Annotated in this window: 19 protein-coding genes; 5 read left to right on the top strand and 14 right to left on the bottom strand. The window is 66.0% G+C overall.

Features of this window, described 5'->3' with window-relative positions:
* The 3 genes from AC5RVY_RS06300 to AC5RVY_RS06290 are packed head-to-tail and all read right to left on the bottom strand — an operon-like array spanning window position 1 to window position 3,064.
* On the bottom strand, window positions 1-1,164 hold the full coding sequence (locus AC5RVY_RS06300; protein WP_493953863.1) for a Gfo/Idh/MocA family protein: 1,164 nt from the start codon (window positions 1,162-1,164) through the stop codon (window positions 1-3).
* Window positions 1,161-2,321 carry a Gfo/Idh/MocA family protein gene (locus tag AC5RVY_RS06295; protein ID WP_493953862.1) on the bottom strand — a complete coding sequence of 387 codons (1,161 nt, stop codon included), beginning with the start codon at window positions 2,319-2,321 and terminating at the stop codon, window positions 1,161-1,163. Before AC5RVY_RS06295 ends, AC5RVY_RS06300 begins: the two co-directional genes overlap by 4 nt.
* Complete coding sequence (locus tag AC5RVY_RS06290; protein ID WP_493953861.1) at window positions 2,318-3,064, bottom strand: sugar phosphate isomerase/epimerase family protein; 747 nt, start codon at window positions 3,062-3,064, stop codon at window positions 2,318-2,320. Before AC5RVY_RS06290 ends, AC5RVY_RS06295 begins: the two co-directional genes overlap by 4 nt.
* 175 nt (window positions 3,065-3,239) lie before the next feature.
* On the opposite strand from AC5RVY_RS06290, the gene AC5RVY_RS06285 reads away from it, so the two are divergent.
* A complete protein-coding gene (locus AC5RVY_RS06285) occupies window positions 3,240-4,448 on the top strand; it encodes an ROK family transcriptional regulator (protein WP_493953860.1) in 1,209 nt (402 codons plus the stop codon).
* A 38-nt stretch (window positions 4,449-4,486) separates the two neighbouring features.
* Here the strand turns inward: AC5RVY_RS06285 and AC5RVY_RS06280 are convergent, their stop codons facing one another.
* Entirely contained in the window at window positions 4,487-5,446 is a 960-nt protein-coding gene (locus AC5RVY_RS06280; protein WP_493953859.1) for a D-2-hydroxyacid dehydrogenase family protein, read from the bottom strand.
* Between the two features lie 138 nt (window positions 5,447-5,584).
* Between AC5RVY_RS06280 and AC5RVY_RS06275 the strand changes: the two genes are divergently transcribed.
* A complete protein-coding gene (locus tag AC5RVY_RS06275; protein WP_493953858.1) occupies window positions 5,585-6,781 on the top strand; it encodes an MFS transporter in 1,197 nt (398 codons plus the stop codon).
* A gap of 129 nt (window positions 6,782-6,910) precedes the next feature.
* On the opposite strand, the gene aceB is transcribed toward AC5RVY_RS06275, so the two are convergent.
* Together aceB and aceA are read right to left on the bottom strand one after the other, a co-directional pair.
* Window positions 6,911-8,563 (bottom strand): malate synthase A, encoded by a 1,653-nt coding sequence (gene aceB / locus AC5RVY_RS06270; protein WP_493953857.1) that lies wholly within the window; start codon window positions 8,561-8,563, stop codon window positions 6,911-6,913.
* A gap of 219 nt (window positions 8,564-8,782) precedes the next feature.
* Window positions 8,783-10,111: an isocitrate lyase gene (gene aceA / locus AC5RVY_RS06265; RefSeq protein ID WP_493953856.1), complete on the bottom strand. Its 1,329-nt coding sequence runs from the start codon at window positions 10,109-10,111 to the stop codon at window positions 8,783-8,785.
* Between the two features lie 176 nt (window positions 10,112-10,287).
* Between aceA and AC5RVY_RS06260 the strand changes: the two genes are divergently transcribed.
* The gene (locus tag AC5RVY_RS06260) at window positions 10,288-11,772 is read left to right on the top strand and encodes a helix-turn-helix domain-containing protein (RefSeq protein ID WP_493953855.1); all 1,485 of its coding nucleotides are present in this window, start codon (window positions 10,288-10,290) and stop codon (window positions 11,770-11,772) included.
* A gap of 94 nt (window positions 11,773-11,866) precedes the next feature.
* On the opposite strand, the gene AC5RVY_RS06255 is transcribed toward AC5RVY_RS06260, so the two are convergent.
* The 3 genes from AC5RVY_RS06255 to AC5RVY_RS06245 are packed head-to-tail and all read right to left on the bottom strand — an operon-like array spanning window position 11,867 to window position 14,995.
* Entirely contained in the window at window positions 11,867-12,895 is a 1,029-nt protein-coding gene (locus tag AC5RVY_RS06255; RefSeq protein WP_493953854.1) for a TAXI family TRAP transporter solute-binding subunit, read from the bottom strand.
* A complete protein-coding gene (locus AC5RVY_RS06250) occupies window positions 12,888-14,330 on the bottom strand; it encodes a sensor histidine kinase (protein WP_493953853.1) in 1,443 nt (480 codons plus the stop codon). The genes AC5RVY_RS06255 and AC5RVY_RS06250 overlap by 8 nt, the downstream gene beginning before the upstream one ends.
* Window positions 14,327-14,995, bottom strand: a complete 669-nt coding sequence (locus AC5RVY_RS06245; protein ID WP_493954259.1) for a response regulator transcription factor — start codon at window positions 14,993-14,995, stop codon at window positions 14,327-14,329. The genes AC5RVY_RS06250 and AC5RVY_RS06245 overlap by 4 nt, the downstream gene beginning before the upstream one ends.
* Window positions 14,996-15,242: 247 nt before the next feature.
* Here AC5RVY_RS06245 and AC5RVY_RS06240 point away from each other — a divergent pair, with 247 nt between their 5' ends.
* Entirely contained in the window at window positions 15,243-16,640 is a 1,398-nt protein-coding gene (locus AC5RVY_RS06240) for an MFS transporter (RefSeq protein ID WP_493953852.1), read from the top strand.
* Window positions 16,641-16,739: 99 nt separating this feature from the next.
* On the opposite strand, the gene AC5RVY_RS06235 is transcribed toward AC5RVY_RS06240, so the two are convergent.
* Complete coding sequence (locus AC5RVY_RS06235) at window positions 16,740-17,027, bottom strand: putative antibiotic biosynthesis monooxygenase (protein WP_493953851.1); 288 nt, start codon at window positions 17,025-17,027, stop codon at window positions 16,740-16,742.
* A 101-nt stretch (window positions 17,028-17,128) separates the two neighbouring features.
* On the opposite strand from AC5RVY_RS06235, the gene AC5RVY_RS06230 reads away from it, so the two are divergent.
* Entirely contained in the window at window positions 17,129-17,737 is a 609-nt protein-coding gene (locus AC5RVY_RS06230; protein WP_493953850.1) for a TetR/AcrR family transcriptional regulator, read from the top strand.
* A gap of 18 nt (window positions 17,738-17,755) precedes the next feature.
* Here the strand turns inward: AC5RVY_RS06230 and AC5RVY_RS06225 are convergent, their stop codons facing one another.
* From AC5RVY_RS06225 to AC5RVY_RS06210, 4 genes are all read right to left on the bottom strand, one after another.
* Window positions 17,756-18,613, bottom strand: coding sequence for a hydroxymethylpyrimidine/phosphomethylpyrimidine kinase (locus tag AC5RVY_RS06225; RefSeq protein ID WP_493953849.1), 858 nt, complete (start codon window positions 18,611-18,613; stop codon window positions 17,756-17,758).
* Window positions 18,614-18,747: 134 nt separating this feature from the next.
* Window positions 18,748-19,497, bottom strand: coding sequence for a dienelactone hydrolase family protein (locus tag AC5RVY_RS06220; RefSeq protein ID WP_493953848.1), 750 nt, complete (start codon window positions 19,495-19,497; stop codon window positions 18,748-18,750).
* 35 nt (window positions 19,498-19,532) lie between these two features.
* Window positions 19,533-20,873, bottom strand: coding sequence for a tRNA guanosine(34) transglycosylase Tgt (gene tgt / locus AC5RVY_RS06215; RefSeq protein WP_493953847.1), 1,341 nt, complete (start codon window positions 20,871-20,873; stop codon window positions 19,533-19,535).
* 52 nt (window positions 20,874-20,925) lie between these two features.
* Window positions 20,926-21,651, bottom strand: coding sequence for an SRPBCC family protein (locus AC5RVY_RS06210; protein WP_493953846.1), 726 nt, complete (start codon window positions 21,649-21,651; stop codon window positions 20,926-20,928).
* Window positions 21,652-21,678 lie beyond the last annotated feature (27 nt).

Here is a 21,678-nt window from a genome sequence, read left to right as displayed (position 1 = left end):
TCAGGCTCCTTCAGTGCTGGACAGCTGGATGAGGGCACTCTTGGCGGCGGCGGACTCCTCCAAGGCTGCCAGGATGCGCTGGACCTCCAGCCCGTCCTCGAACGACGGCGAGGGTGCTGTTCCGCCGTCGATGGCGAGCAGGAAGTCCCGGATCTGGTGCGTGAAGGTGTGCTCCCAGCCGATGATGTGGCCCGGCGGCCACCACGCGTCCAGGTACGGGTGCTCCGGTTCGGTGACCACGATGCGCCGGAAGCCCTGCTCGCGCGGGGGCAGGGTGGCGTCGCTGAACGCGAGTTCGTTGAGGTTCTCGAGGTCGAACCGGAGCGCGCCCTTATCGCCGTAGATTTCGATCTGCAGGGAGTTCTTCCGGCCGGTGGCCACCCGGGAAGCTTCCACGGAGGCGATCGCGCCGGAGGCGAGCGTCAGTATTGCCCAGGCGGCGTCATCCACTGTGACGTCCTCCATCCCCTCGGCACCGGGGCGGCGGCTCACGAACGTCTGGAGGCGGCCTGAGACTTCGGTGACCTGGTCGCCCAGCAGGAAGAGGACCTGGTCGATGGCGTGGGAGGCGATGTCGCCCAGTGCCCCGGAACCGGCGGTCTCCTTCTTCAGCCGCCAGGTCATCGGCGCGGACTCATCGGCGAGCCAGTCCTGGAGGTAGGCCGCACGGACCTGCCGCACCGACCCCAGCCTGCCTTCACTGACCAGCTCCTTCGCCAGGGCCAGGGCCGGGACGCGGCGGTAATTGAAACCCACCATCGACTGCACGCCTTGTGCCCGGGCTTTGTGTGCGGCGGCGGTGATGGCTTCGGCTTCGGCCAGGGTGTTGGCCAGCGGCTTCTCCAGCAGCACATGCTTGCCTGCTTCGAGGGCGGCGATGGCAATTTCGGCATGCATCCAGCCCGGGGCACAGATATCAACGATGTGGATGTCGTCCCGGTCCAGTACCGTGCGCCAGTCGGTGGCCGTTTCCTTCCAGCCGTACCTGGCGGCGGCTTCCGATACGGCGGCGGCGTCCCGGCCCACCAGGACCTTCTGCTCAACCGCGGGGACGTCGAAGTAGCTGGCAACGTTCCGCCACGCGTTCGAGTGTGCCTTGCCCATAAAGGCGTAGCCGATCATGGCCACGCCCAAGGGGGCCTGTCGTGTTGGTTCGTTGCTCATGCGCCTTCTCCCAGCGTCAAGGTTTCCGGTGCCCAGTCCTCGGGGAGGGGGGCTGAGGCCGGCGCGGAGCTTGCCACGTCCACGAAGGTTCCGGAGTCGATGGACTCGTTGATGGAGACCATGGCGTCAAGGACGTGGTAGGCGAGTTCTCCGGTGGCGCGGTGGGGGGCACCGGCCCGGATGGAACGTGCCATGTCCAGGACGCCCATGCCGCGGCCGTTGGCCGGGCCGGTGGCGGGGATGCTGGTCCAGTCTTCGTCCCCGGCCCGCCAGAGCTTGATGTCGCCGGTGAAGTAGTTGGGGTCCGGCAGGGAGATGGTGGCCTCGGTGCCGGTGATTTCCACGAAGCCCATCCGTGCGCGGGGGGATTCGAAGGAGAAGACGCTGTGGGACGAGGCGCCGCTTTCGAATTGGGCCATCGCGGAGACGTGCGTGGGGACTTCCACGGTGAATTTTTCGCCGGCCTTGGGTCCGGAGCCGATGACGCGGACTTCCTTGGATTTGGAGCCGACGGCGGCCACCTTGCGGATGGAGCCGAAGGCCTGGATGAGGGTGGTGAGGTAGTACGGGCCCATGTCGAACAGGGGGCCGGCGCCGTGCTGGAAGAGGAAGGCCGGGTTGGGGTGCCAGGATTCCGGGCCGGGGGTCTGGAACGTGGTGATGGCCGTCAGCGGGGTGCCGATATCACCGCGTTGGATGAGCCGCAGCGCGGTCTGCAAACCGGCGCCGAGGAAGGTGTCCGGTGCGCAGCCCAGGCGCAGTCCCGCCGCGTCTGCTGTCTTGAGCAGTCCCAGGCCGGATTCCCGGTCGAGGCTGAAGGGTTTCTCGGTCCAGACGTGCTTGCCGGCGTTGACGGCAGCGGTGGCCACTTCCACGTGGGCTGCGGGGATGGTGAGGTTGACGATGATGTCGACGTCGGGGTGGTTCAGTGCCTTCCCGGGCCCGCCCCATTCCGGGATGCCGTATTCCTTGGCGCGGGCCTCGGCGGCCTCTTCGAAGAGGTCGGCGATGACGTGGACTTTCAGGTCGGGGAAGACGGTGAGGTTGTCCAGGTACTGCTTGCTGATGTTTCCCGCGCCGATGACCCCAACGCCGACCGGGCCGCTGCCTGTTGCCCGGTGAGCGGATGCTGCGGGTGCGGACGAAGGGGTGCTCATGCCTTGATCCCTTCGCCTGATGCGGTCAGGAACGAAAGGCTCTCGTTGATGCCCTCGAAGATGTCGCGGGAGTAATCATCAAATTCCACCACGCCCACTTCCAGCGACGTGGCCGCGGCGATGACGTCCAGTACGGCCACCTTCCCTTGGCCGGCCGGAACCTGGGCTTTGGTGTCGGTGGTGAGGGGGCCGTCCTTGATGTGGATGAACTTCACCCTGTCACCGAGCTTGCCCAGGATGTCCACCGGGTCCTGTCCGCCCACAGCCACCCAGTACGTGTCCACTTCCAGGACCAGTTCGGGATCCAGCAGGTCCGCGAAGTACTCCAGCGCCGTGCGTCCCTCGATGATGGACTCCAGTTCCCACTGGTGGTTGTGGTACCCCACGCGGATGCCGTACCCGGCACCCTTCTTTGCCGCCTCGTTCAGCTTTGCGGCTGTGGACTGCACGTCCTCCGCCGTCTGCCAGCGCTCGGCCGGGATGTACGGCTCGATGACGGTAGTGACGCCCAGTTCCCTGGCGGCGGCGAAGATCTGGTCCTGGTCCTGGCTCAGCAGCGGGGCATGGCCGGACGGTGCCGCCAGTCCGTTCGCCCGCAGCGCCTCGTCAAGTTCCTGCGCGGTAGCAACAAAGTTATACGGCTCCACCTGGGTGAAGCCGATCTCTGCGACCTTCCGGATAGTGCCCGGCAGATCCTCCTGGATGGCGTTGCGCAAGGTGTAGAGCTGGAGCGAGTAGGACATTGGCGTCTCCTGGGTTCTGTGCCCGGTTCCGGACGCGGCTTTGGTATCCGGACCAGGGCGGGGAGTGGGCTCGGCCACAATTTTTCGGCTACTGCAACGCTAGGGTGACTTTTGCTGCCGGTCAAGCAAAAGTTAGCGGCGTGACATGCAGAAGTGGCCGTGCTATCTATGTCCTATGAGCCAGACAGCGGGCAGCAACGCCATCCCTGAGCCTGCCCTGGCCCAGGGTGGAGCCGGGATGCTCTTCCAGCTGCTCCGCGACGGCAAGGCCCGCACCCGCGCTGAGCTCGCATTGACCACCGGGCTGGCACGGTCCACCGTGGCATCCCGGATCGAGGCGCTCCTGGCCTCCGGTTTGGTTGGCCCTGCCGGAGAGGCCACCTCAAGCGGCGGAAGGCCGCCGTCGCGCTTTGCCTTCAACCCGGCCGTCCGCGTGGTGTTGGCGGTCGACGTCGGGGCCACGCATGTGATCGTCGCCGTCACGGACCTCCGCGGCGAGGTCCTCGCCGAGCAGCGCCTGGTGCAGGACGTGGCGGACGGGCCCGAGGCCGTGCTGGACCGCGTGGTGACGGAAGGACTGAAGCTCCTGGCTGCGACGGGACGGGCGGTGGATGACGTGGCCGGAATCGGCATCGGCCTGCCGGGACCCGTGGAGCACGCAACCGGGCGGCCGGTTAAGCCGCCTATCATGCCGGGCTGGGATGGGTTCGACGTCGCCGCGTACGTCCAGCGCTCGCTGCCGGTGCCCGTGCTGGTGGACAACGATGTGAACATCATGGCGCTGGGGGAGCGGACCGCGCACTGGCCCGAACACGAGAATTTCCTGTTTATCAAGGTGGCTACGGGAGTGGGTTCGGGGATCATCAGCAGCGGAACGCTGCAGCGTGGCGCCAACGGCACGGCCGGGGACCTGGGCCATGTGCGGGTCCCGCGCGGCGATGACGTGCTGTGCCGTTGCGGCAACTACGGCTGCCTGGAGGCGTTGGCGTCAGGCCCGGCCCTTGCGGCGGAACTGCAGCGGCAGGGAGTGCCGGCTGGTAAGGGCAGCGACGTGCTGCGGCTGGTAGCACAGGGGAACCTGCAGGCCATCCAGGTGCTGCGCCAGGCCGGACGCGACGTGGGCGACGTCCTGGCCACAGTGGTTAACCTGCTCAACCCCTCGGTCATCGTGATCGGCGGGAGCCTGGGCCAGGCCGGTGAACACCTGATGGCCGGCGTGCGGGAAGTGGTCTACCGGCGCTCGCTGCCCCTGGCCACGGCCCACCTTCGGATTGCGCTGTCCGTGGCCGGTGACCGGGCTGCCATCCTGGGCGCCAGTCAGATGGTGACGCAGCACGTATTGTCTCCGGCGGCTATCGAAGCCAACCTGCTGGCAACCGGCTAGCCTCACACCTGTAGCCCGGCCCACGCTGAGCCTGGATCTTAGGCTGAAATGACCCGTAACGGTGAGCCCGCAAGCCAGGCCTTGACGTCCTCCATCGCCCCGCCATAAAACTGCCGGTAGCTCTCCCGGGTTACATAGCCAAGGTGTGGGGAGAGCACGGTGTTGGGGGCGGTCAGGAGGGGATGGCCCGCCGGGAGGGGTTCGTGGTCGAAGACGTCCAGCGCGGCTCCGGCAATCCAGCCTTCCGCCAGCGCCCGGACCAGGGCGTCCTGGTCAACCAACGGCCCGCGGGCAGTGTTCACCAGGACGCCGTCCGGGCCCAGCATCCGCAGTTCCGGCTCGCCCACGATGCCTTCCGAACGCGGAGACAACCGCAGGTGGAGCGTGACGACGTCGGAATCCCTGAAAAGCTCCTCCTTGGATACCTTCCGCACCCCGGCCCCGGCGGCGGCCTCATCACTCAGGTTCTGGCTCCATGCGAGCACGTCCATACCGAAGGCCTGGCCGTAGGCGGCGATCCTGCTGCCGATCTTGCCCAGGCCCACCACCCCGAGTGTCTTGCCGGCCAGCTCGAACCCCACCGTGCTTTGCCAACCCCCGGCGCGGACCGAACTTTCCTCGGCAGGGATGTTTCGGGCGATGGCCAGGAGCAGTGCCCACGTGAGTTCCGGGGCAGCCGTGGGGGACCCGGGCGTGCCGCAGACCGTGATGCCAAGCTCTGCCGCGGCCGCGATGTCGATGGAGGCGTTCGCCATACCGGTGGTTACCAGGAGCCGCAGGGCAGGGAGCCTTTCGAGCACCCCGCGGGGGAAGGCGGTCCGTTCCCGCATGGCAATGATGATCGTGGCGTCGGACAGCGCTGACTCGAGCGCTTCCGCGGAAGGGAACGGCTCCCGGTACGAGGTGACCGTGACGCCGTCGGCCTCCACCGAGGACCAGTCGGCGAATCCGTGTGCCACGTCCTGGTAGTCGTCGAGGATGGCAAGCCGGTGCTGCATATTTGTGTCCTTCGTCCCGTTCCGCGGCAGTGATGTTCATCGTATGGCAGGACGGCACGGCAGGGAGCGACGGCGCCGCGTAACGCCCGTGATAGCAATGGGGGTAATGAAAAAAGATCCAACCCCCGCACCGCGCTGGTGAGCGCCCGTTTCCTCGCCCGTTTTCCGAACACCTGGATCCTGCTGGCCTGTATTGGGCTGCTGGCGCTGAACCTTCGGGGCCCGTTCGTCGCCGTTGCCCCTGTGGTGGACGTGATGCAGGCGGACCTCGGGTTCACCCCGGTGGTGCTGGGCCTGCTCACCAGTATTCCCGTGCTGTGCTTCGCACTGGCCGCACCCCTTGCCTCCATGGTGGCCCGCGGCTACGGCGCCGAATTCGCGGTGACCCTCACTATCCTGGGCGTGCTGGCCGGCGTCATCATCCGGTCCGCCGGAGGCCCGGTGCTGGTGCTTGCCGGAACAGTGGTCATCGGCCTGGCGATCACCATCGGCAACATCGCCGCACCCCTCATCATCCGCCGGGACTTTCCGCCGTTGCGGCAGGGAACGGCGATGGGCGTTTACACGGCGGCCCTGAACGTAGGGTCGTTCCTGACATCGATGCTCACGGCACCGTTGGCCGAGCTCGCAGGCTGGCAGCTCGCGCTCGCCTCCACAGCGCTCCTGGCAGTCGCGGCCATCGTGTGCTGGGTGCTCGCCATCGGACTTCGTTCCGCCTTTGTGCCGTCCTCCGCTCCGGTCCCGGATGGGCAGCGGCCGGCGGCTGTTGCCGGTTCGGCATGGACTACCGCCGGGCTGACAGCGGCATTCGCAGGCCAGGCCTTCTCCTACTACGCCGTCACGGCGTGGCTGCCCAGCTACCTCAACGATGAACTCGGCATGTCCGCTTCGGCAGCGGGGGCCGGGTCTTCGCTGTTCCAGGTGTTCGCCATTCTAGGCGGGCTGGGTGTGCCCTTTGCGGCCAAGTATTTCAGTACGACGACGGCGGCTGTCACCTTAGGCGTGTTGTGGACCTCGGTGCCCGCCGGCCTCCTGCTGGCGCCAGGGCTCTGGTGGCTGTGGTGCGTTTTTGGCGGGGTTGCCCAGGGCGGCGGGATCACCCTGATCTTCATCGCCATCATCAAGCTGGCCCGGGACCAGGTTTCCGCGGGGCGGATGTCCGCCACCGTCCAGGGACTGGGGTACTGCTTCGGTGCTGTGGCACCTCCGCTGGTGGGCTTTGTGCACGACGTTTCGGGTTCCTGGACGCCGGCCTTGCTGGTGATCCTGGCGTCCGTCCTGACGTTCTTCGTCGCTTCCACCCTGTCCGTGCGGCGGGTGCCGAAAGGGCGTTAAGGCGGGAAGGCTGGGTAACGCTGGATGAGGGGGTGAATATGCTCCGTTGCCGGGCCGGCCCTCCGGATTTCGGAGGTGCTTGTTGCGAAAGGGCGTGCCGGCCCGGCAAACGGAAGTTTTTTGCGGTACTCAGGCCGCGGCCAGTTCCTCCACCGTTGCTTTTTCGCGGGCTTCGGTGAGGTAGCGGGCGTAGGCGGGGAGGGTGAGGAAGGACGGGAAATCCTGTGCCAGGGTGACTTCTTCGAAGATGTCGCGGGCGTCTTCGAAGCGGTCGCCGTCGAAGCGTTCCAGCCGGGCGAATTCCTCATCCAAAAGTTCCTCCACCCATTCACGGGTGACGATTTCGCCGTGGTCGGTGATGGCCCGGGCGTAGATCCACTGCCAGAGCTGGGAGCGGGAGATTTCGGCGGTCGCGGCGTCTTCCATCAGGTTGTGGATGGCCACCGCGCCGTTGCCGCGGAGCCAGGATTCGATGTAGCGGATCCCGACTTCGATGTTGTTCCGGATGCCCTGCTCGGTGATGGTGCCTTGGGTCGCGGCGACGTTGATCAGGGCGCGGTCATCCGGGGTGACGTCGTCGCGGAGCCGGTCCAGCTGGTTGGGACGTTCGCCGAGGACGCCGTCGAACACCTCACGGCAGACGGGCACCAAGTCGGGGTGGGCCACCCAGGAGCCGTCGAAGCCGTCGTTGGCCTCTCGGGTTTTGTCCGCGCGGACCTTGTCGAAGGCGTTGGCGTTGGCTTCGGGATCCTTGCGGTTGGGCACGGCTGCTGCCATGCCGCCGATCGCCATGGCACCGCGCTTGTGGCAGGCCCGGACCAGTTGTTCGGTGTAGGCGCGCATGAAGGGCTGGGTCATGGTGACCTGGGCCCGGTCGGGGAGGACGAAACGGGGCCCGCGGGTGCGGAAGTTTTTGATCAGGGAGAAGATGTAGTCCCAGCGGCCGGCGTTAAGGCCGGCGGCGTGGTCGCGCAGTTCGTAGAGGATTTCCTCCATTTCGAAGGCTGCGGTGATGGTTTCGATCAGCACGGTGGCGCGGATGGTGCCCTGGGGGATGCCGAGCAGGTCCTGGGCCTGGATGAAGATGTCGTTCCAGAGCCGGGCTTCGAGGTGGTTTTCGATCTTGGGCAGGTAGAAGTACGGGCCCTTGCCTTGGGCCAGGAGGCGGCGGGCGTTGTGGAAGAAGAACAGGCCGAAGTCCACGATGCCGCCGGCGACGGGTGCGCCGTCGATGAGCATGTGCTTTTCGGGCAGGTGCCAGCCGCGGGGGCGGACCACGATGGTGGGCAGCTCGCCGGCGGGGCGGAGCTTGTATTCCTTGCCCTCTTCGGTGGTGAAATCGATCCGGCGCTCCAGGGCGTCGGTGAGGTTCAACTGGCCCTTGATCACGTTCCGCCACGTGGGGGTGGAGGAGTCCTCCATGTCCGCCAGCCACACCTTCGCGCCGGAGTTCAGGGCGTTGATGGTCATCTTCTTATCCACCGGTCCGGTGATTTCCACCCGGCGGTCCTCCAGGCCCGGTGCCGGGGGAGCGACCCGCCAGGACGGGTCATTGCGGATGTGCTCAGTTTCCGCCAGGAAGCGGGGATCAGCGCCGCCGGCGATTTCGGCCCGCCGGGTCCGGCGTGCCTGCAGCAGTTCCTGCCTCCGCTCGGCCGTTGCCCGGTGCAGCCTGGCAATGAACTCCAGGGCGTCCGGAGTCAGCACCTCGTTTTGCCGGCAAATGGGCTGGGCAGTCAAAGTAATGCCATTGATCGTGAAGCTGTCAGTAAAGCTGTTCATTTCAGTCTCCTTAAAGACGAAAGGGAAGTTCGACGGCGGTAAGCGGCACCAAGGGCGAGGAACGCGCAAAGCAGAAGGAGCGGTGATGCGGCAGCCTGCGTAAAGGGGCCCTGTGCCCGCCCCCGACCGAGTTCTACGAGGTCATGGGGCGGGCATGGGGATAGCAGGCAGAGCATTGCCGCTCCGAAGGCGAAGGTGACCGATCGCCGTCGTAAGTTGTTAGTGGAACTGGCCCTCTTCGGTGGATCCCACGAGAGCGAGGGTGGACGCGTTCGGGTTGAGCGCGGTGGAGATGGTGTCGAAGTAGCCGGTGCCGACTTCGCGCTGGTGCTTGGTTGCGGTGTAGCCGCGGGATTCGGAGGCGAATTCCTTTTCCTGGAGTTCGACGTAGGCGCTCATGCCTTCCCGGGCGTAACCGTGGGCGAGGTCGAACATCGAGTAGTTCAGGGCGTGGAAACCGGCCAGAGTAATGAACTGGAACGTAAAGCCCATGGCGCCAAGTTCACGCTGGAACTTCGCGATGGTGGCGTCATCCAGGTGTTTGCGCCAGTTGAACGACGGTGAGCAGTTGTAGGAGAGCATCTGATCCGGGAACTCGGCCTTGACGGCTTCGGCGAACTTGCGGGCGAGCTCCAGGTCCGGGGTGCCCGTTTCCATCCAGATCAGGTCCGAGTAGGGGGCGTAGGCCTTGGCGCGGGCGATGCAGGGTTCGATGCCGTTGCGGACCTTGTAGAAGCCCTCGGCCGTACGCTCGCCCGTGATGAATTCCTGGTCCCGTTCGTCGACGTCGGAGGTGATCAGGGTGGCTGCCTCGGCGTCCGTACGGGCGATGACCACCGACGGGGTGCCGGCGACGTCGGCCGCGAGCCGGGCGGCGTTCAGGGTGCGGACGTGCTGCTGGGTGGGGATCAGGACCTTCCCGCCCAGGTGTCCGCACTTCTTCTCCGAGGCGAGCTGGTCCTCCCAGTGAACACCGGAGGCGCCGGCCTGGATCATGGATTTCATGAGTTCGTAGGCGTTCAGGGGGCCGCCGAAGCCGGCTTCGGCGTCGGCGACGATCGGGACCAGCCAGTCCTCAACGGTCTGGGCACCTTCGGAGAATTCGATCTGGTCGGCCCGGAGCAGGGCGTTGTTGATCCGGCGCACCACCGTGGGCACAGAATTGGCCGGGTAGAGGGACTGGTCGGGGTAGGTGTGGCCGGAGTTGTTGGCATCCGCCGCGACCTGCCAGCCGGAAAGGTAGATGGCCCGGAGCCCGGCCTTGACCTGCTGCACTGCCTGGTTGCCCGTCAGCGCGCCCAAGGCGTTGGTGTAGCCGCCGGTCTTGTGCTCCTCGGTGAGCTGCTTCCAGAGCTTCTCGGCGCCGCGGCGGGCCAGGGTGTGTTCTTCGGAGACGCGGCCGCGGAGGCGGACGACGTCGGAGGCTGAGTAGTCCCGGGTCACACCTTCCCAGCGGGGGTTGGCGGCCCACTCGAGCTCCAGGGCGGCGGCCTGCTGTGTTGCGTCCTGGCCGGGCGTCTGCTGGTTGGGCTCAAATGCTGCAGTCATCGTTGATCTCCTTGATTGAGCTCCGGAGGTGGTAGGTGGGAACCGCGTCGTTGAGGTTCCCACCGGCTTGTCCGGTGCGGTGTTTCTTTCCGTGTGAACTACTTTTCAGCACTTTCAACCCCCTTTCCAGATTAAAAGGGTGGAAAGAAAGGCAGTTCTTCGCGTATTCTTCAGAAATGCCGCCTTCAAGCTGGAACAGGGACGTTTCCCAGCCATCGTCCGCTTCGTCCACGGACCTTGATGTCATTTCCCTGGGCCGCCGCGTCCGCCATCTGCGCAAGCAGGCTGGACAGACGCTCGACGACCTGAGCGCCGCCGTCGGAACCGCCCCAAGCCAGCTGAGCCTGATTGAAAACGGTAAGCGCGAACCGAAACTGACCCTGCTCCAGCACCTCGCGGCGGCACTCAACGTCAGCATTGACCAGCTACTCGGGGCCGAGCCGCCCAGCCGCCGCGCCGCCCTGGAAATCGAGCTGGAACGGTACCAGCGCGGCCCGCTCTACGAGTCCCTGGACCTGCCCAAAATCCGCATCAGCTCGCGGCTTCCGCTGGATGTGCTTGAGGCCCAGGTGGGGCTGCTGCACGAGCTTGAACGGAAGATGAACGAACAGGTGGCCACCCCCGAGGAAGCCCGCCGCGCCAACGGTGAACTTCGGGCGATGATGCGGGAGCGCGGCAACTATTTTCCGGAGTACGAGGCCGAGGCGCAGAAGGTCCTCAAGGAGGTGGGCTACACCACCGGGCCGCTGAGCCAGCACGTGATCGCGGACATCGCTGCGCACCTCGGTTTCACCCTGCACCACGTGGGCGATTTGCCGCATTCCACCCGCTCGGTGACGGATTTGAAGAACCGCAGAATTTATCTCACGCAAAGCCAGCGCCAGGACCACGACCCTCGCTCAGTGCTCCTGCAGGCCCTGGGCCACTACGTCCTGGGGCATGAAACGCCGCGGAACTACGGCGACTTCCTGGCCCAGCGGGTGGCCACCAACTATTTCGCCGCGGCGCTGCTCCTCCCAGAGCAGGCAACTGTGGAATTTTTGCAGAAAGCCAAGACGGCGAAGGAAATCGCTGTCGAGGATATCCGGGACGCGTTCGCCGTATCCTACGAAACCGCTGCCCACCGCTTCACCAACCTGGCCACCAAGCACCTGGGCATCACAACCCATTTCCAGAAGACGCACCAGAGCGGGATCATCTACAAGGCGTATGAGAACGACGGTGTGAACTTCCCCCAGGACCACACCGGCGCCATCGAGGGCCAGCCGTCGTGCAAGGCCTGGACCTCCAGGGCGGTGTTCGATGTGCCGGACAAGTTCAGTGCCTACAGCCAGTACACGGACACGCCGTCCGGCACGTACTGGTGCACCGCCCGCACCGAACGCTCGGCAAGCGGGGAATTCTCGCTCAGCATCGGAGTGCCGTACCAGCACGTGAAGTGGTTCCGCGGACGGGAGACGACGGCGCGGGCTACGTCCAACTGTCCGGATCCCACGTGCTGCAAGCGCCCGCCGGAGTCCTTGACATCAGAATGGGCCGGGAACGCCTGGCCGTCCGCCCGGGCCCACTCGCACCTGCTGGCCGCCATGCCGCCAGGGGCATTCCCCGGCGTGGACGAAACCGAGGTGTACAGCTTCCTGCAGGCGCACTCGGCGTCCTGAGCGCCCTCTCAATCTGTGGGACAGCGTTTCCGCTTTCCTGCAGTACGTGATGGTGCGTTCGGGATTTTCCTGCGGGAGGTGATGGGGCGTGGGGTTACCCGTGGAGCTCCCGGTAGGCGGCGGCTGCGGCGGGGTGCAGCGGCAGGCCCGCAGTGTTGATGAGGGACTCGGGGCTGAGGAACTGGACCCCGAGGCTGGACTGCGGAATGAGCTCCTGCGCATGGCCCACCAGCAGCTCAACAGTCCGCTTCACCGTGATGTCTGCCAAGTCGCTCCGGCACAACAGAAGGTTGGTCGCCCCAACCGTCCAGACGGCGGGAAGCCCTTCGTAGGCTCCGGCCGGGATCAGTACCCGGTCGTAGAAGGCGCCGTACTCCGCACGCAGCACCGGAAGCAGCACGGAAAGATCCAGGAAGTTCAGCCCCACGTCGTGATGGGTGGCTGCGATGGCCGCGGTGGGAACACCGCCGGACCAGAACAGGGCGTCCACCGATCCGTCCCGGAGTGCTGACAGCCCGTCGTTAAGTCCAAGATTCAGGACGGTCACGGCTTGTCCCCCACTGCCGGCCGGACTTTCACGTGCGTTGATGGAGGTGAGCCTGGCTGCCTCGAGCAGGCGCGGCGTGGTCAGTGACGTTCCCGAACCCGGCTCGCCCACCGCCACCGTCCTGCCCGCAAGGCCGGAAATACTGGAAATGCCGCTGTCTTTCCGCACGGCACAGTGGACGTAATTCTCGTAGACCCGTCCGAGGGCTGCGATACCCGCCTCGGAGGCGCTTCTTCCCCGTGCCGCCTGTGCTGCAGCATCCGCGAGGGCCACGGCGAACGTGGTCCGCCCGTTGAGGAGGTACTCGAGGTTGTCCAGGCTGCCGCCAGTGGGCAGCGCGGTGGCCTGCCGGGACACGCCATTGCGCTGGAGCGACGCGGCAAGCAGGGTTGCAAACTCGAGGTAAAACCCGCCCGGCTCGCCCCCGGCAACGATGAGGGAATCAACCTTGTCTTCCGGAGTGCAGCTTCCCAAGGAGGGCAGAAGCACCCCGGCCAGCCCGGCCGCAATACCGGCCCTAATGACACCCCGCCTGGACACGGAGCGCCCGGTCGATGAGGTGGAAAGCTCACGCATGCGGCGCCTCCTCCGAAACTCCCCCGCCGCGCAGGCCGGCGGCACGCTGGAATTCCAGGCAGGCGCGCAGGCCATGGGGCTGTGCTCCGGAAAGCAGGAGGCGTCCGCCATTCGCTACGGCCAGCTTGTCCACGATGGTCATGCCCAGGCCATTGCCAGCCACGGCTCCGTGCCGCGGTGAGCGCCAAAAACGCTGGGCGGCACGGGCCCGTTCTTCGGGTGAAAGCCCCGGCCCGTCGTCGGACACTTCGATGATTACATTGTTGCCGCGTGTCCGGGCGGCAACGGAAATATTGGCCCGACCGGCGTATTTGATGGCGTTGCCCAGCAGTTCCCCCACCATGTGGGCCAGGTCGTCAGGGCGGCAGGCGATAAGCGCCGGCGATTGGGGTGGGGCGCTGAGGGAGATGGAGGCGCCGGCGAGCTGCGCGGCAGGTTCCGCGCGTTCGGTCTCCTCCTGCAGGATGGGGAAAGGATCGATGGGGGTCACGTCCGCGCCGGGGATCGAAGTGCCAAGGGTGTCCTGCGAGGCGCGGTGCTCGGCGGCGGCAAGCCGCAGCACGTCGTCGAGGATCTCCTCCACCCGTTCGAGTTCCGCCACAACCGCGGCGGCAGCAGCCCGCCCCTCGGCTGTCTTCAGTTGCAGCTGCAGCAGGTCGATCCGCAGCCGCAGGGCTCCCACCGGGTTGCGGAGTTCATGGGAGGTGTCTGCGATGAGCTGTCGCTGGGCTTCGATGCTGTCACTGACGCTTTGCGCCATGGCAGTGAACGAACGGCTCAGCTCCCTCAGCTCGGGCGGGCCTTCCTCCGGCAGCCTGCCGCTGCGGCCGGTGGTTTCGAGTTCGGCGACGGCGGCATTGAGCCGGTGCACGGGGCGCAGCACCCAGCCCGTCACCCGGGAGGCGGCGATGAGGAGGATGGCGGCGAGGGCGGCGGCAGCGAGTCCGACGGCGAGCCACCGCTCGCGCAGTTTCTGGCGGGCAGCGTCGGGGTTGACTTCAAGGACTGCCGCCCCAAGCACCTGGCTGGCACTTCCGAAGGATCGGGAAATTACCTCGGTGCCAGCGCCGAAGGGTTGGAGCGGCGCCAGGGCGGTGTCATTGAGGTTCAGGCTGGCCCTGGCCAGGGCATCGCAGACGTCCGCCCTGTCTTCGCTGAGGCCGCCGGAGCGCAGGGTGCCTTGCTGCAGCCTGATCAGGACCCCTTCGCCGTAGAGCTCGGAGTATCTGTCCATCTCAGCCTGCAGTTGCGTGGCGTCGCCGCCCTCGGCTCCGGCGTCGAACGCGACCTGGGCGAGCCGGTTCAGGGAAGCCGCCCTGCTGATCTGGAGTTCCTGGGTAAGTTCCCTGCTCGCGGAAGCCAGGATGGTGTTAGAGGCGACGAGGACCAAAAGGACTGCCAGGACGCTCAGGACCCCGAGGACACGCAGCCTCACGAAGAGTCCGCCTCAATCCGGTACCCCACGCCGCGGACGTTGATGATGAAACCGGGCTTCCTGAGTTTGGCCCGGAGACCGGTCAGATGCACATCGAGGGCCCGCGAGGAGGCCACGAATGCGTCGCCCCACAACGAATCCAGGATCTGTTCCCGGGTCACCACTGAACCCGCATGGCTTGCCAGGAGTGCGAGCAGGTCGAATTCCGTAGCTGTCAGGGGAAGATCCTGCTTGTCGAGCACAGCCACCCGGCGTTCGAGGTCCACTTCCAGTTCCCCGAGCTTGATGAGGCGCTGCCTGGCCTGCCGGGGCCCGGCGGCGCGGCGGGTGACAGCCTCAATGCGCGCCAGCAACTCCACCAGCTTCACCGGTTTGACCAGGTAGTCGTCGGCCCCGGAACGCAGGCCAAGCACCACGCTGCGCTCATCGTCCCGCGCGGTGAGGATCAGGATGGGGACAGAGGTCACACGGCGGAGCTTCCGCAGTACCTCGAGGCCGTCCATGTCCGGAAGGCCCAGGTCCAGCAACACGACTTCGAACCGCCGGTGTTCGAGGAGGGCATCCGCTCCCCGGGAGACCCGGGCCGAGGTGTGTCCGGCGGACACCACGGCAGCGTGGAGGGCGGATGCCATGGCGTCGTCGTCCTCGACGATGAGCACATCCATAGCCAGTTCCTGTTCCGTTCCAAGCATCGTGATTTCCCGGTCCCGGGACCGCTGTGCCTTTCCTTGGCAGATTACCCGCTCCGCGGGATCCCCGTGTGGCGGCCAGGGGCCAGCTCAACACCACAAGGAGAGAAAACCTAAGGAAGTGTTAGGAATTCCGTTTTCGCTTGGGCTGTGCCTTGGCTCACGAATAGCTTGGGTGGAGTCCCCAGGCTTGAGGAGGGGCTTTCAACGTCGAGGAGGAACCATGAGCAACGCTGCCATGGACGGAACAGCAGTAAGCGAATCAGCACAGACCCGCCGGGCCGTGGGCAACATCCTGAAGGGCTCCGCAGGAAATCTCGTGGAGTGGTACGACCTCTACGTCTACACAGTCTTTGCCGCCTACTTCCAGGCACACTTCTTCAACTCCAAGGACGAGCTCCAGGCAGGCCTTGAGGCCATGGCCGTGTTCTCGACGTCCTTCCTGATGCGTCCCATCGGTGCATGGTTCTTCGGCCGGTACGCGGACCGGAAGGGCCGGAAAGCAGCACTGACGCTGAGCGTGACCCTGATGTCTGCCGGTTCCTTCGCCATCGCGGTGCTCCCTACCCAGGATGTCATCGGCCTCTGGGCGATGATCCTGCTGGTCCTCATCCGGGTGATCCAGGGGTTCTCCGTCGGCGGCGAGTACGGCACCAGCGCTACGTACATGTCCGAGGCGGCCACAAGCAAGCGCCGTGGATTTTTCTCCAGCTTCCAGTACGTCACCCTGGTGGGCGGCCAGATGCTGGCACTGCTGGTCCTGGTGATCCTGCAGAACGCCATGCCCAAGGGCGAGCTCACCGAATGGGGCTGGCGTATCCCGTTCGCCATCGGCGGCGTCGCCGCGCTGGTGGTCCTGTGGCTGCGGCGCTCCATGGAAGAAACCGTGTCTGCCGACCAAATCCAGGCCGCCAAGGCGCCGGCGGCGGGGGAGGCACAGCCCGGAACCATGAAACTGCTGTTCACCCAGTACTGGAAGCCGCTGCTCATCTGCATCGGCGTCACCCTGGGCGGCACCCTGGCGTTCTACACCTACACCAACTTCATCCTGAAGTTCATGAACGATACGTCCGGTATCGCCAAGACGGACACCTCGGTGATCAACTTCTGGGCGCTGTTCATCTTTATGCTCCTGCAGCCCGTCTACGGCATCATCTCGGACAAGGTGGGCCGCAAGCCGCTTCTGCTCTGGTTCGGCATTACCGGGGTGCTCTTCACCTGGCCGCTGCTGTCCACCCTGGCGGGCACCAAGGACCCGTTCACGGCCTTCCTGCTGATGATGGGCGGCCTGGTGATCGTGGGTGGCTACACCTCCATCAACGCCCTGGTGAAGGCCGAACTGTTCCCGGCTTCCATCCGTGCCCTCGGCGTCGGCCTGGGCTACGCGATTGCCAACTCCCTGTTTGGCGGCACTGTCCCGCTGATCGGCGCGGCCTTGCAGAAGGCGGAGCGGGAGGACCTGTTCTTCACCTACGTCACGGTGGCCATCGCCGTGTCGTTGCTGGTGTACATCTTCGCGTTGAAGAACAAGAAGGCCAGCCACCTGGACCACGAACAGGGCCATGCCTGGGACCAGCCGTCCCGGGACGGCAGCAAGGACAAGGATCCCCTGGGCGTTTAGCCACCACACAGGGACAAAACAGATAACGACGACGGCGGGAGGCCGGCTGAGGTTCCAGGTGGACCCAGCCCGCCTCCCGCCGTCGTCCGCGGGTGTTCCTTACGGGCGCCACTTCGCAGCACGCCTGCGCAGGAGCGCGCCGTAGGCGGCGAACAGGCGCGGCAGCACAACGTACACGGCGGTGGGAACCACCACGAGGGTGAGCACCAGGGCACGCAGCACAGGATGCCAGCCCTCGGTCAGGGATGCGCTGGCCAGCATGCCCACGGCCACGAGCGGGAAAATGGCCAGCCAGGTGATGACGGCGCGTACGTGGATGGAAGGTGCCACCGGAGCAACCATGACGGACGAGGTGGCTGCAGGGGCGGGCGCGGCGGTGTTCTTCACGGAAATCTCCAACTAGACGGTTGCTGTTTGGCTGTGACCGACACTAGACCCTGCCCGGGCTAAATTGCAACTGTCTGGTTGGAAAAGCGTAGAATGATGTCATGGCCTGGAACACTGAACGCACCAAAGCGCTGCTGCTGGCCGCTGCTACCGAGGAATTCAGTGAAAAGGGCCTGGCCGGGGCGCGGGTGGACCGCATTGCCGCCGCTGCCGGCGTGAACAAGGAGCGCATCTATCAGTACTTCGGCAAGAAGGACGATCTCTTTGACGCCGTCCTGGCCGCGGAACTGGTCCGGGTGATGACCGAGGTCCCCATCGAGGGGCACGGCGCTGCGGCCGTGGGAGAGTACGCCGCAAAGCTTTTTGACCGGCACACCAAGGACAGCGCCCTGGCCCGGCTTCTGTTCTGGGAAGGGCTGGAGCGCGGCCGCAACACCGTGGACCGCGCCACCCGGGCAGACCACTGCGCCGCGAAGGTGGACCAGATGCTCAAGGTCCTGCCGGGCATCGACCGGACGGACGCCGCGGACCTCGTCATTACCGTCGTCACGCTGTGTGACGGCTGGATGGTGCTGCCGCAGATCGATGCACTCCTGGCCGGCGCCGCCCCGGACCGGTTGGAACGGCGGAGGGCCTTCATAGCCCGGACGGCCACGCTGATGGCCGAAGCCCTCCTGACAGATGCTCCGTTGGCTGCGGCCCGGCAGTAGGGGCCGGGCGCAGGAAACCTAGCGCGGGCCGCCCTGCCACAGGGCATCGAACGGGGCGCCCGAGGCCACGCGGTTGCGGATGCCGGCGGTCACGAAGGCCTTGGCCGTCCTTGCCGCCTCCAGTGCAGTGGCGCCCTTGGCCAGCTCGGCGGTGACGGCGGCGGCCAGGGAGCACCCTGCTCCGGACACCGCCACCTCGCCAACCTTCTCCGCGCGCAACACCTCGAGGGTTTCACCGTCGTAGAAAACGTCGATGGCGTCCCGGCCTTCCAGCCGTACCCCGCCCTTTGCCAGCACAGCGGCGCCGCTGAGCTCATGGATGCGGACGGCTGCGGCCTTCAGCGATTCCACGTCCGTGATCTCCAGGCCGGAGAGGGACTCCGCTTCGAAGTGGTTGGGCGTGACGAAGGTGGCCAGCGGAAGGATCTGCGCCTTCAGCGCCTGGTCCGTGTCCAGCGCGTGCCCCGGCTCCTGGCCCTTGCAAATGAGCACCGGGTCGAGCACCACATTGCGGAACCGGGCGCCCTCAAGGGCTCCCGCCACGGTGCTGATGGTGGCGGGGCTGCCGAGCATGCCGATCTTCACCGTGTCCAGCACGGACGGTGCGCCCGACGACGGACCGTAGGCCGCGGTCGTCGCCTCCAGCTGGTCGGCGATCACCTGCTGCTCCACCGGCACGAAGCGGTGGTTCCAGCTGTCGTTCGGGTTGAAGGACACGATGCAGGTCAGGTTGGCAATGCCAAAGACCCCCAGTTCCTGGAAGGTTTTCAGGTCGGCCTGCGCACCGGCGCCGCCGGTGGCTTCGGACCCCGCGATCGTCAGGACGACGGCGGGAGCTGCAGCGGGGGACTGGACATCAGCGGAAATGGAAGTCATGGAACCATCCTGCCATCCGCCGTCGGCCGTCCGCTTTGTACGCCTGGCCAGCGCGGCTTTGACGTCGCTGGTGATCGGCTGGGTCAAGAAACGCGAGCCGAGCTACGGCGCGTAGGTCTTGGGAGGCAAGAGGTTCAGCCCTTGAGGGTCGCATCAAGCAGTGCCCGCAGCTCACGGAAGTGACGTTCTGTAGCCTCTGCATGGAAAGATGAGGTGTCTGCCATGGTGTAGCCGTGGGACGCGCCGGGGTAGATCTCGTTCGAAGCTTCGAGCCCCGCCGCAGCAAGCGCCTCACCCAGGCGGGCCACGGCGTGGGGGGCCATGCTTTGATCATGGTCGGCGTGGCCGAACACAAACCGGGCGCGGGCGTTGCCAAGCGCGAGGTGGGGGCTGTCCCGAGCGTCCGTGGCGAGTCCGCCGCCATGGAAACCGCCGCATGCCGCCACCACATCCGGGCGGGCCGTTGCGGTGCGCACCGCGAGGCGGGCTCCCATGCAGTAGCCGAAGACGCCGATGGGTCCCGGTGCTACGCCGTCCAGTCCGCCCAGTGCCTTGACCCACGCGTCTGCGTCGGCCACCGCCTTCTCTGCCGTGAGCCGCCCTACCCGTGGGAAGGCAGCCTTGCCCGCTGCCTGCCTGCCCTCGTCAGTGGTCATGTCCGTGGACGGAGCGAGCTCTGCGACGTTTCCTTCCCGGTAGAAGACGTTCGGGGCCAGGACCACATAGCCCCAGTCGGCAACCCGCTGGGCCATGTCCTGGATGCGGGGGCGTAAGCCGAACGCGTCCATGTAGAGGATGGTGCCTGGAAACGGGCCGGCGCCGGTGGACGGCCGGGCCACCAGGGCCTCGGCGGTACCTGCTGCGGCGGGGATTTCAATGGGCATGCGGTCAGGATATCGGAACGGGCAGGGGAGCCGGCTCAGGAGTAGTACTGGCCCAGGGTCGCGGCTTTGAACTCGAAGAAGTTGCCGGATTCGATCGCCAGCCGGGCATCGTCCACCATCTTCACTACGAACCGCTCATTGTGGATGGAGATCAGCGTGGCGGAGACCATCTCCTTGGCCTTGAACAGATGGTGGATGTAGGCCCGCGAGTAATGGGTGCACGTGTAGCAGTCGCAGCCGTCCTGGAGCGGGCCGAAATCGCGTTTGTACTTGGCGCCCGAGAGGTTGAACCGGCCCTGCCGAGTATAGAACGCGGAGTTGCGGGCCACCCGGGTGGGGGAGACGCAGTCGAAGGTGTCCGCACCGTTTTCGATGGCCGTGAAGATATCGTCCGGCTCCGAGATGCCCAGCAGGTGCCGCGGCTTGTCCTCGGGCAGTTCCTCGTTGCACCACCGGACAATGGTGCCCAGGTTCTCCTTCTCCAAGGCCCCGCCAATGCCGAAACCGTCAAATGGCATCGCGCCCAGGTCCCGGCACGCTTTCCGGCGCAGGTCCTCGTACTGGGCGCCCTGGATCACACCGAACAGGGCCTGGTACGGCTTGCCTTCGCGGGCTGCCGTGAGCCGGAAGTGCTCCTCGATGCAGCGCAGGGCCCACAGCCGGGTGCGCTCCAGCGATTCCTCCTGGTACCCGCGGGAGTTCTGGAGGGTGGTCAGCTCGTCGAACGCGAACATGATGTCCGCCCCGATCTGGTGCTGGACCTGCATCGAGATCTTGGGGGAGAAGCGGTGCCTGTCGCCGTTCAAATGCGATTTGAACCAGACGCCGTCGTCGTCGATGTGGGCCAGGCGCTCCTTGCCGGGGGCCACGGCGTCGTCAGGGCCCGAAGCATCAACGGACTTCATGTCGATGACCTTCTTAAACCCCGATCCCAGGCTCATCACCTGGAAGCCGCCGGAGTCGGTGAAGGTGGGCCCGGACCAATTCATAAAGGCACCAAGGCCGCCCGCTTCATCCAGGATGTCCGCCCCCGGCTGCAGGTACAGATGGTAGGCGTTCGCCAGGAGCGCCTGCGCACCGAGGCCAGCCATCGATTCGGGCAGCACCGCCTTCACCGTGGCCTTCGTCCCGACGGCGATGAACGCCGGCGTCCGGATCTGGCCATGGGGTGTGGTGATGGTGCCGGTACGGCCCAGGAATTCCCCGCCGTTGGCCTCCAACTGCGAAGCGGACGGCGGGCACGACTCGGCCAAGCGGGAGCCCACACGGAAACTGAACTCGGACTGCCGGGGCATCGAGCCGTGCAGGTCGGTTTCCCCGGCAGACGCAGGCGCCGGGGCAGATGAGGTTGGAGCGGAAGCAGGGTTGGCTGGCACCGTACCAGTGTGCCAGCAATTCGCCGGGGTCCCTTAGCTTCGCCGAGGTCCCTTAGCTCACATGTTCGGATGTGGGGTAGTTCTCGGCCCGCCAGGAGTCCCAGGAGTTGCGAATCACGTCGAGCCTCCCCGCGCCCAGGTCATAGGTGGAAAGGATCACCAGCGATCCGCCGTCGGGCCGGACATCCTCGATCTTTGGCTGGTCCGCAACGATCAACAGGCCCTCGCCGTGCTCGGCGTAGCTGTGGACCGTGAGCCCTACCTGGTGGTTGCTGCGGTACCAGACCTTTCCGGCGATCTCCTCGCCGGTGGCCAGCGTGAGCCTGTAGTCCTCGCCCGGCGCCGGAACATCCGAAAGGCCAAGCTTTTCAATGGCGGACCCCGGGCCGCCGGGCACCTGCAGGAACAGTGTGTGGCGCTTGCCGTGCGGATGGCGTTCCAGGGCAAAGCGCAGCTGCTGCAGGAACGTCAGCCAGCCCTGGGTGATGTCCTCATCCCAGGCCGCCCATTCCGAATTGTGGTCCAGCGCTGCCCGGGTAATGCTGACGCGGGTTCCGTTGGGTTCGGGGTGGAGTTCGAAGACGTCGCCGCCATGGACAGTGAAGCTGGTGTGGTCCGGCGATTCCTCTTCGTCCCCGGAAAAGTAGATCTGCTTGATCTCGGCGTCCAGGTCTTCGGCTTGCCAGCCGTGCCATTGGGCCACCTTGGACGGTTCGCGCAGCATCGTCCAGACCTGCGGCGCGTCAGCATTGATCACAACGCTCAGATTGTTAGTCATAGCCCCGAATGTACAACTCCCGCCCGG

It is taken from the genome of Arthrobacter sp. Ha26, from assembly GCF_059091705.1.
The sequence above is the reverse complement of the archived record's forward strand: the minus strand, read 5'-3'. Positions and strand labels throughout refer to the sequence as shown.

What these genes read in the sequence shown, in the direction of transcription:
- AC5RVY_RS06225 (WP_493953849.1), bottom strand. Translation starts at nt 18,613, where the DNA reads ATGACTTCCATTTCCGCTGATGTCCAGTCCCCCGCTGCAGCTCCCGCC.
- aceB (WP_493953857.1), bottom strand. Translation starts at nt 8,563, where the DNA reads ATGAACAGCTTTACTGACAGCTTCACGATCAATGGCATTACTTTGACT.
- AC5RVY_RS06300 (WP_493953863.1), bottom strand. Translation starts at nt 1,164, where the DNA reads ATGAGCAACGAACCAACACGACAGGCCCCCTTGGGCGTGGCCATGATC.
- AC5RVY_RS06280 (WP_493953859.1), bottom strand. Translation starts at nt 5,446, where the DNA reads ATGCAGCACCGGCTTGCCATCCTCGACGACTACCAGGACGTGGCACAC.
- AC5RVY_RS06220 (WP_493953848.1), bottom strand. Translation starts at nt 19,497, where the DNA reads ATGCCCATTGAAATCCCCGCCGCAGCAGGTACCGCCGAGGCCCTGGTG.
- AC5RVY_RS06285 (WP_493953860.1), top strand. Translation starts at nt 3,240, where the DNA reads ATGAGCCAGACAGCGGGCAGCAACGCCATCCCTGAGCCTGCCCTGGCC.
- aceA (WP_493953856.1), bottom strand. Translation starts at nt 10,111, where the DNA reads ATGACTGCAGCATTTGAGCCCAACCAGCAGACGCCCGGCCAGGACGCA.
- AC5RVY_RS06210 (WP_493953846.1), bottom strand. Translation starts at nt 21,651, where the DNA reads ATGACTAACAATCTGAGCGTTGTGATCAATGCTGACGCGCCGCAGGTC.
- AC5RVY_RS06290 (WP_493953861.1), bottom strand. Translation starts at nt 3,064, where the DNA reads ATGTCCTACTCGCTCCAGCTCTACACCTTGCGCAACGCCATCCAGGAG.
- AC5RVY_RS06295 (WP_493953862.1), bottom strand. Translation starts at nt 2,321, where the DNA reads ATGAGCACCCCTTCGTCCGCACCCGCAGCATCCGCTCACCGGGCAACA.
- AC5RVY_RS06240 (WP_493953852.1), top strand. Translation starts at nt 15,243, where the DNA reads ATGAGCAACGCTGCCATGGACGGAACAGCAGTAAGCGAATCAGCACAG.
- AC5RVY_RS06255 (WP_493953854.1), bottom strand. Translation starts at nt 12,895, where the DNA reads ATGCGTGAGCTTTCCACCTCATCGACCGGGCGCTCCGTGTCCAGGCGG.
- AC5RVY_RS06230 (WP_493953850.1), top strand. Translation starts at nt 17,129, where the DNA reads ATGGCCTGGAACACTGAACGCACCAAAGCGCTGCTGCTGGCCGCTGCT.
- AC5RVY_RS06260 (WP_493953855.1), top strand. Translation starts at nt 10,288, where the DNA reads ATGCCGCCTTCAAGCTGGAACAGGGACGTTTCCCAGCCATCGTCCGCT.
- AC5RVY_RS06245 (WP_493954259.1), bottom strand. Translation starts at nt 14,995, where the DNA reads ATGGATGTGCTCATCGTCGAGGACGACGACGCCATGGCATCCGCCCTC.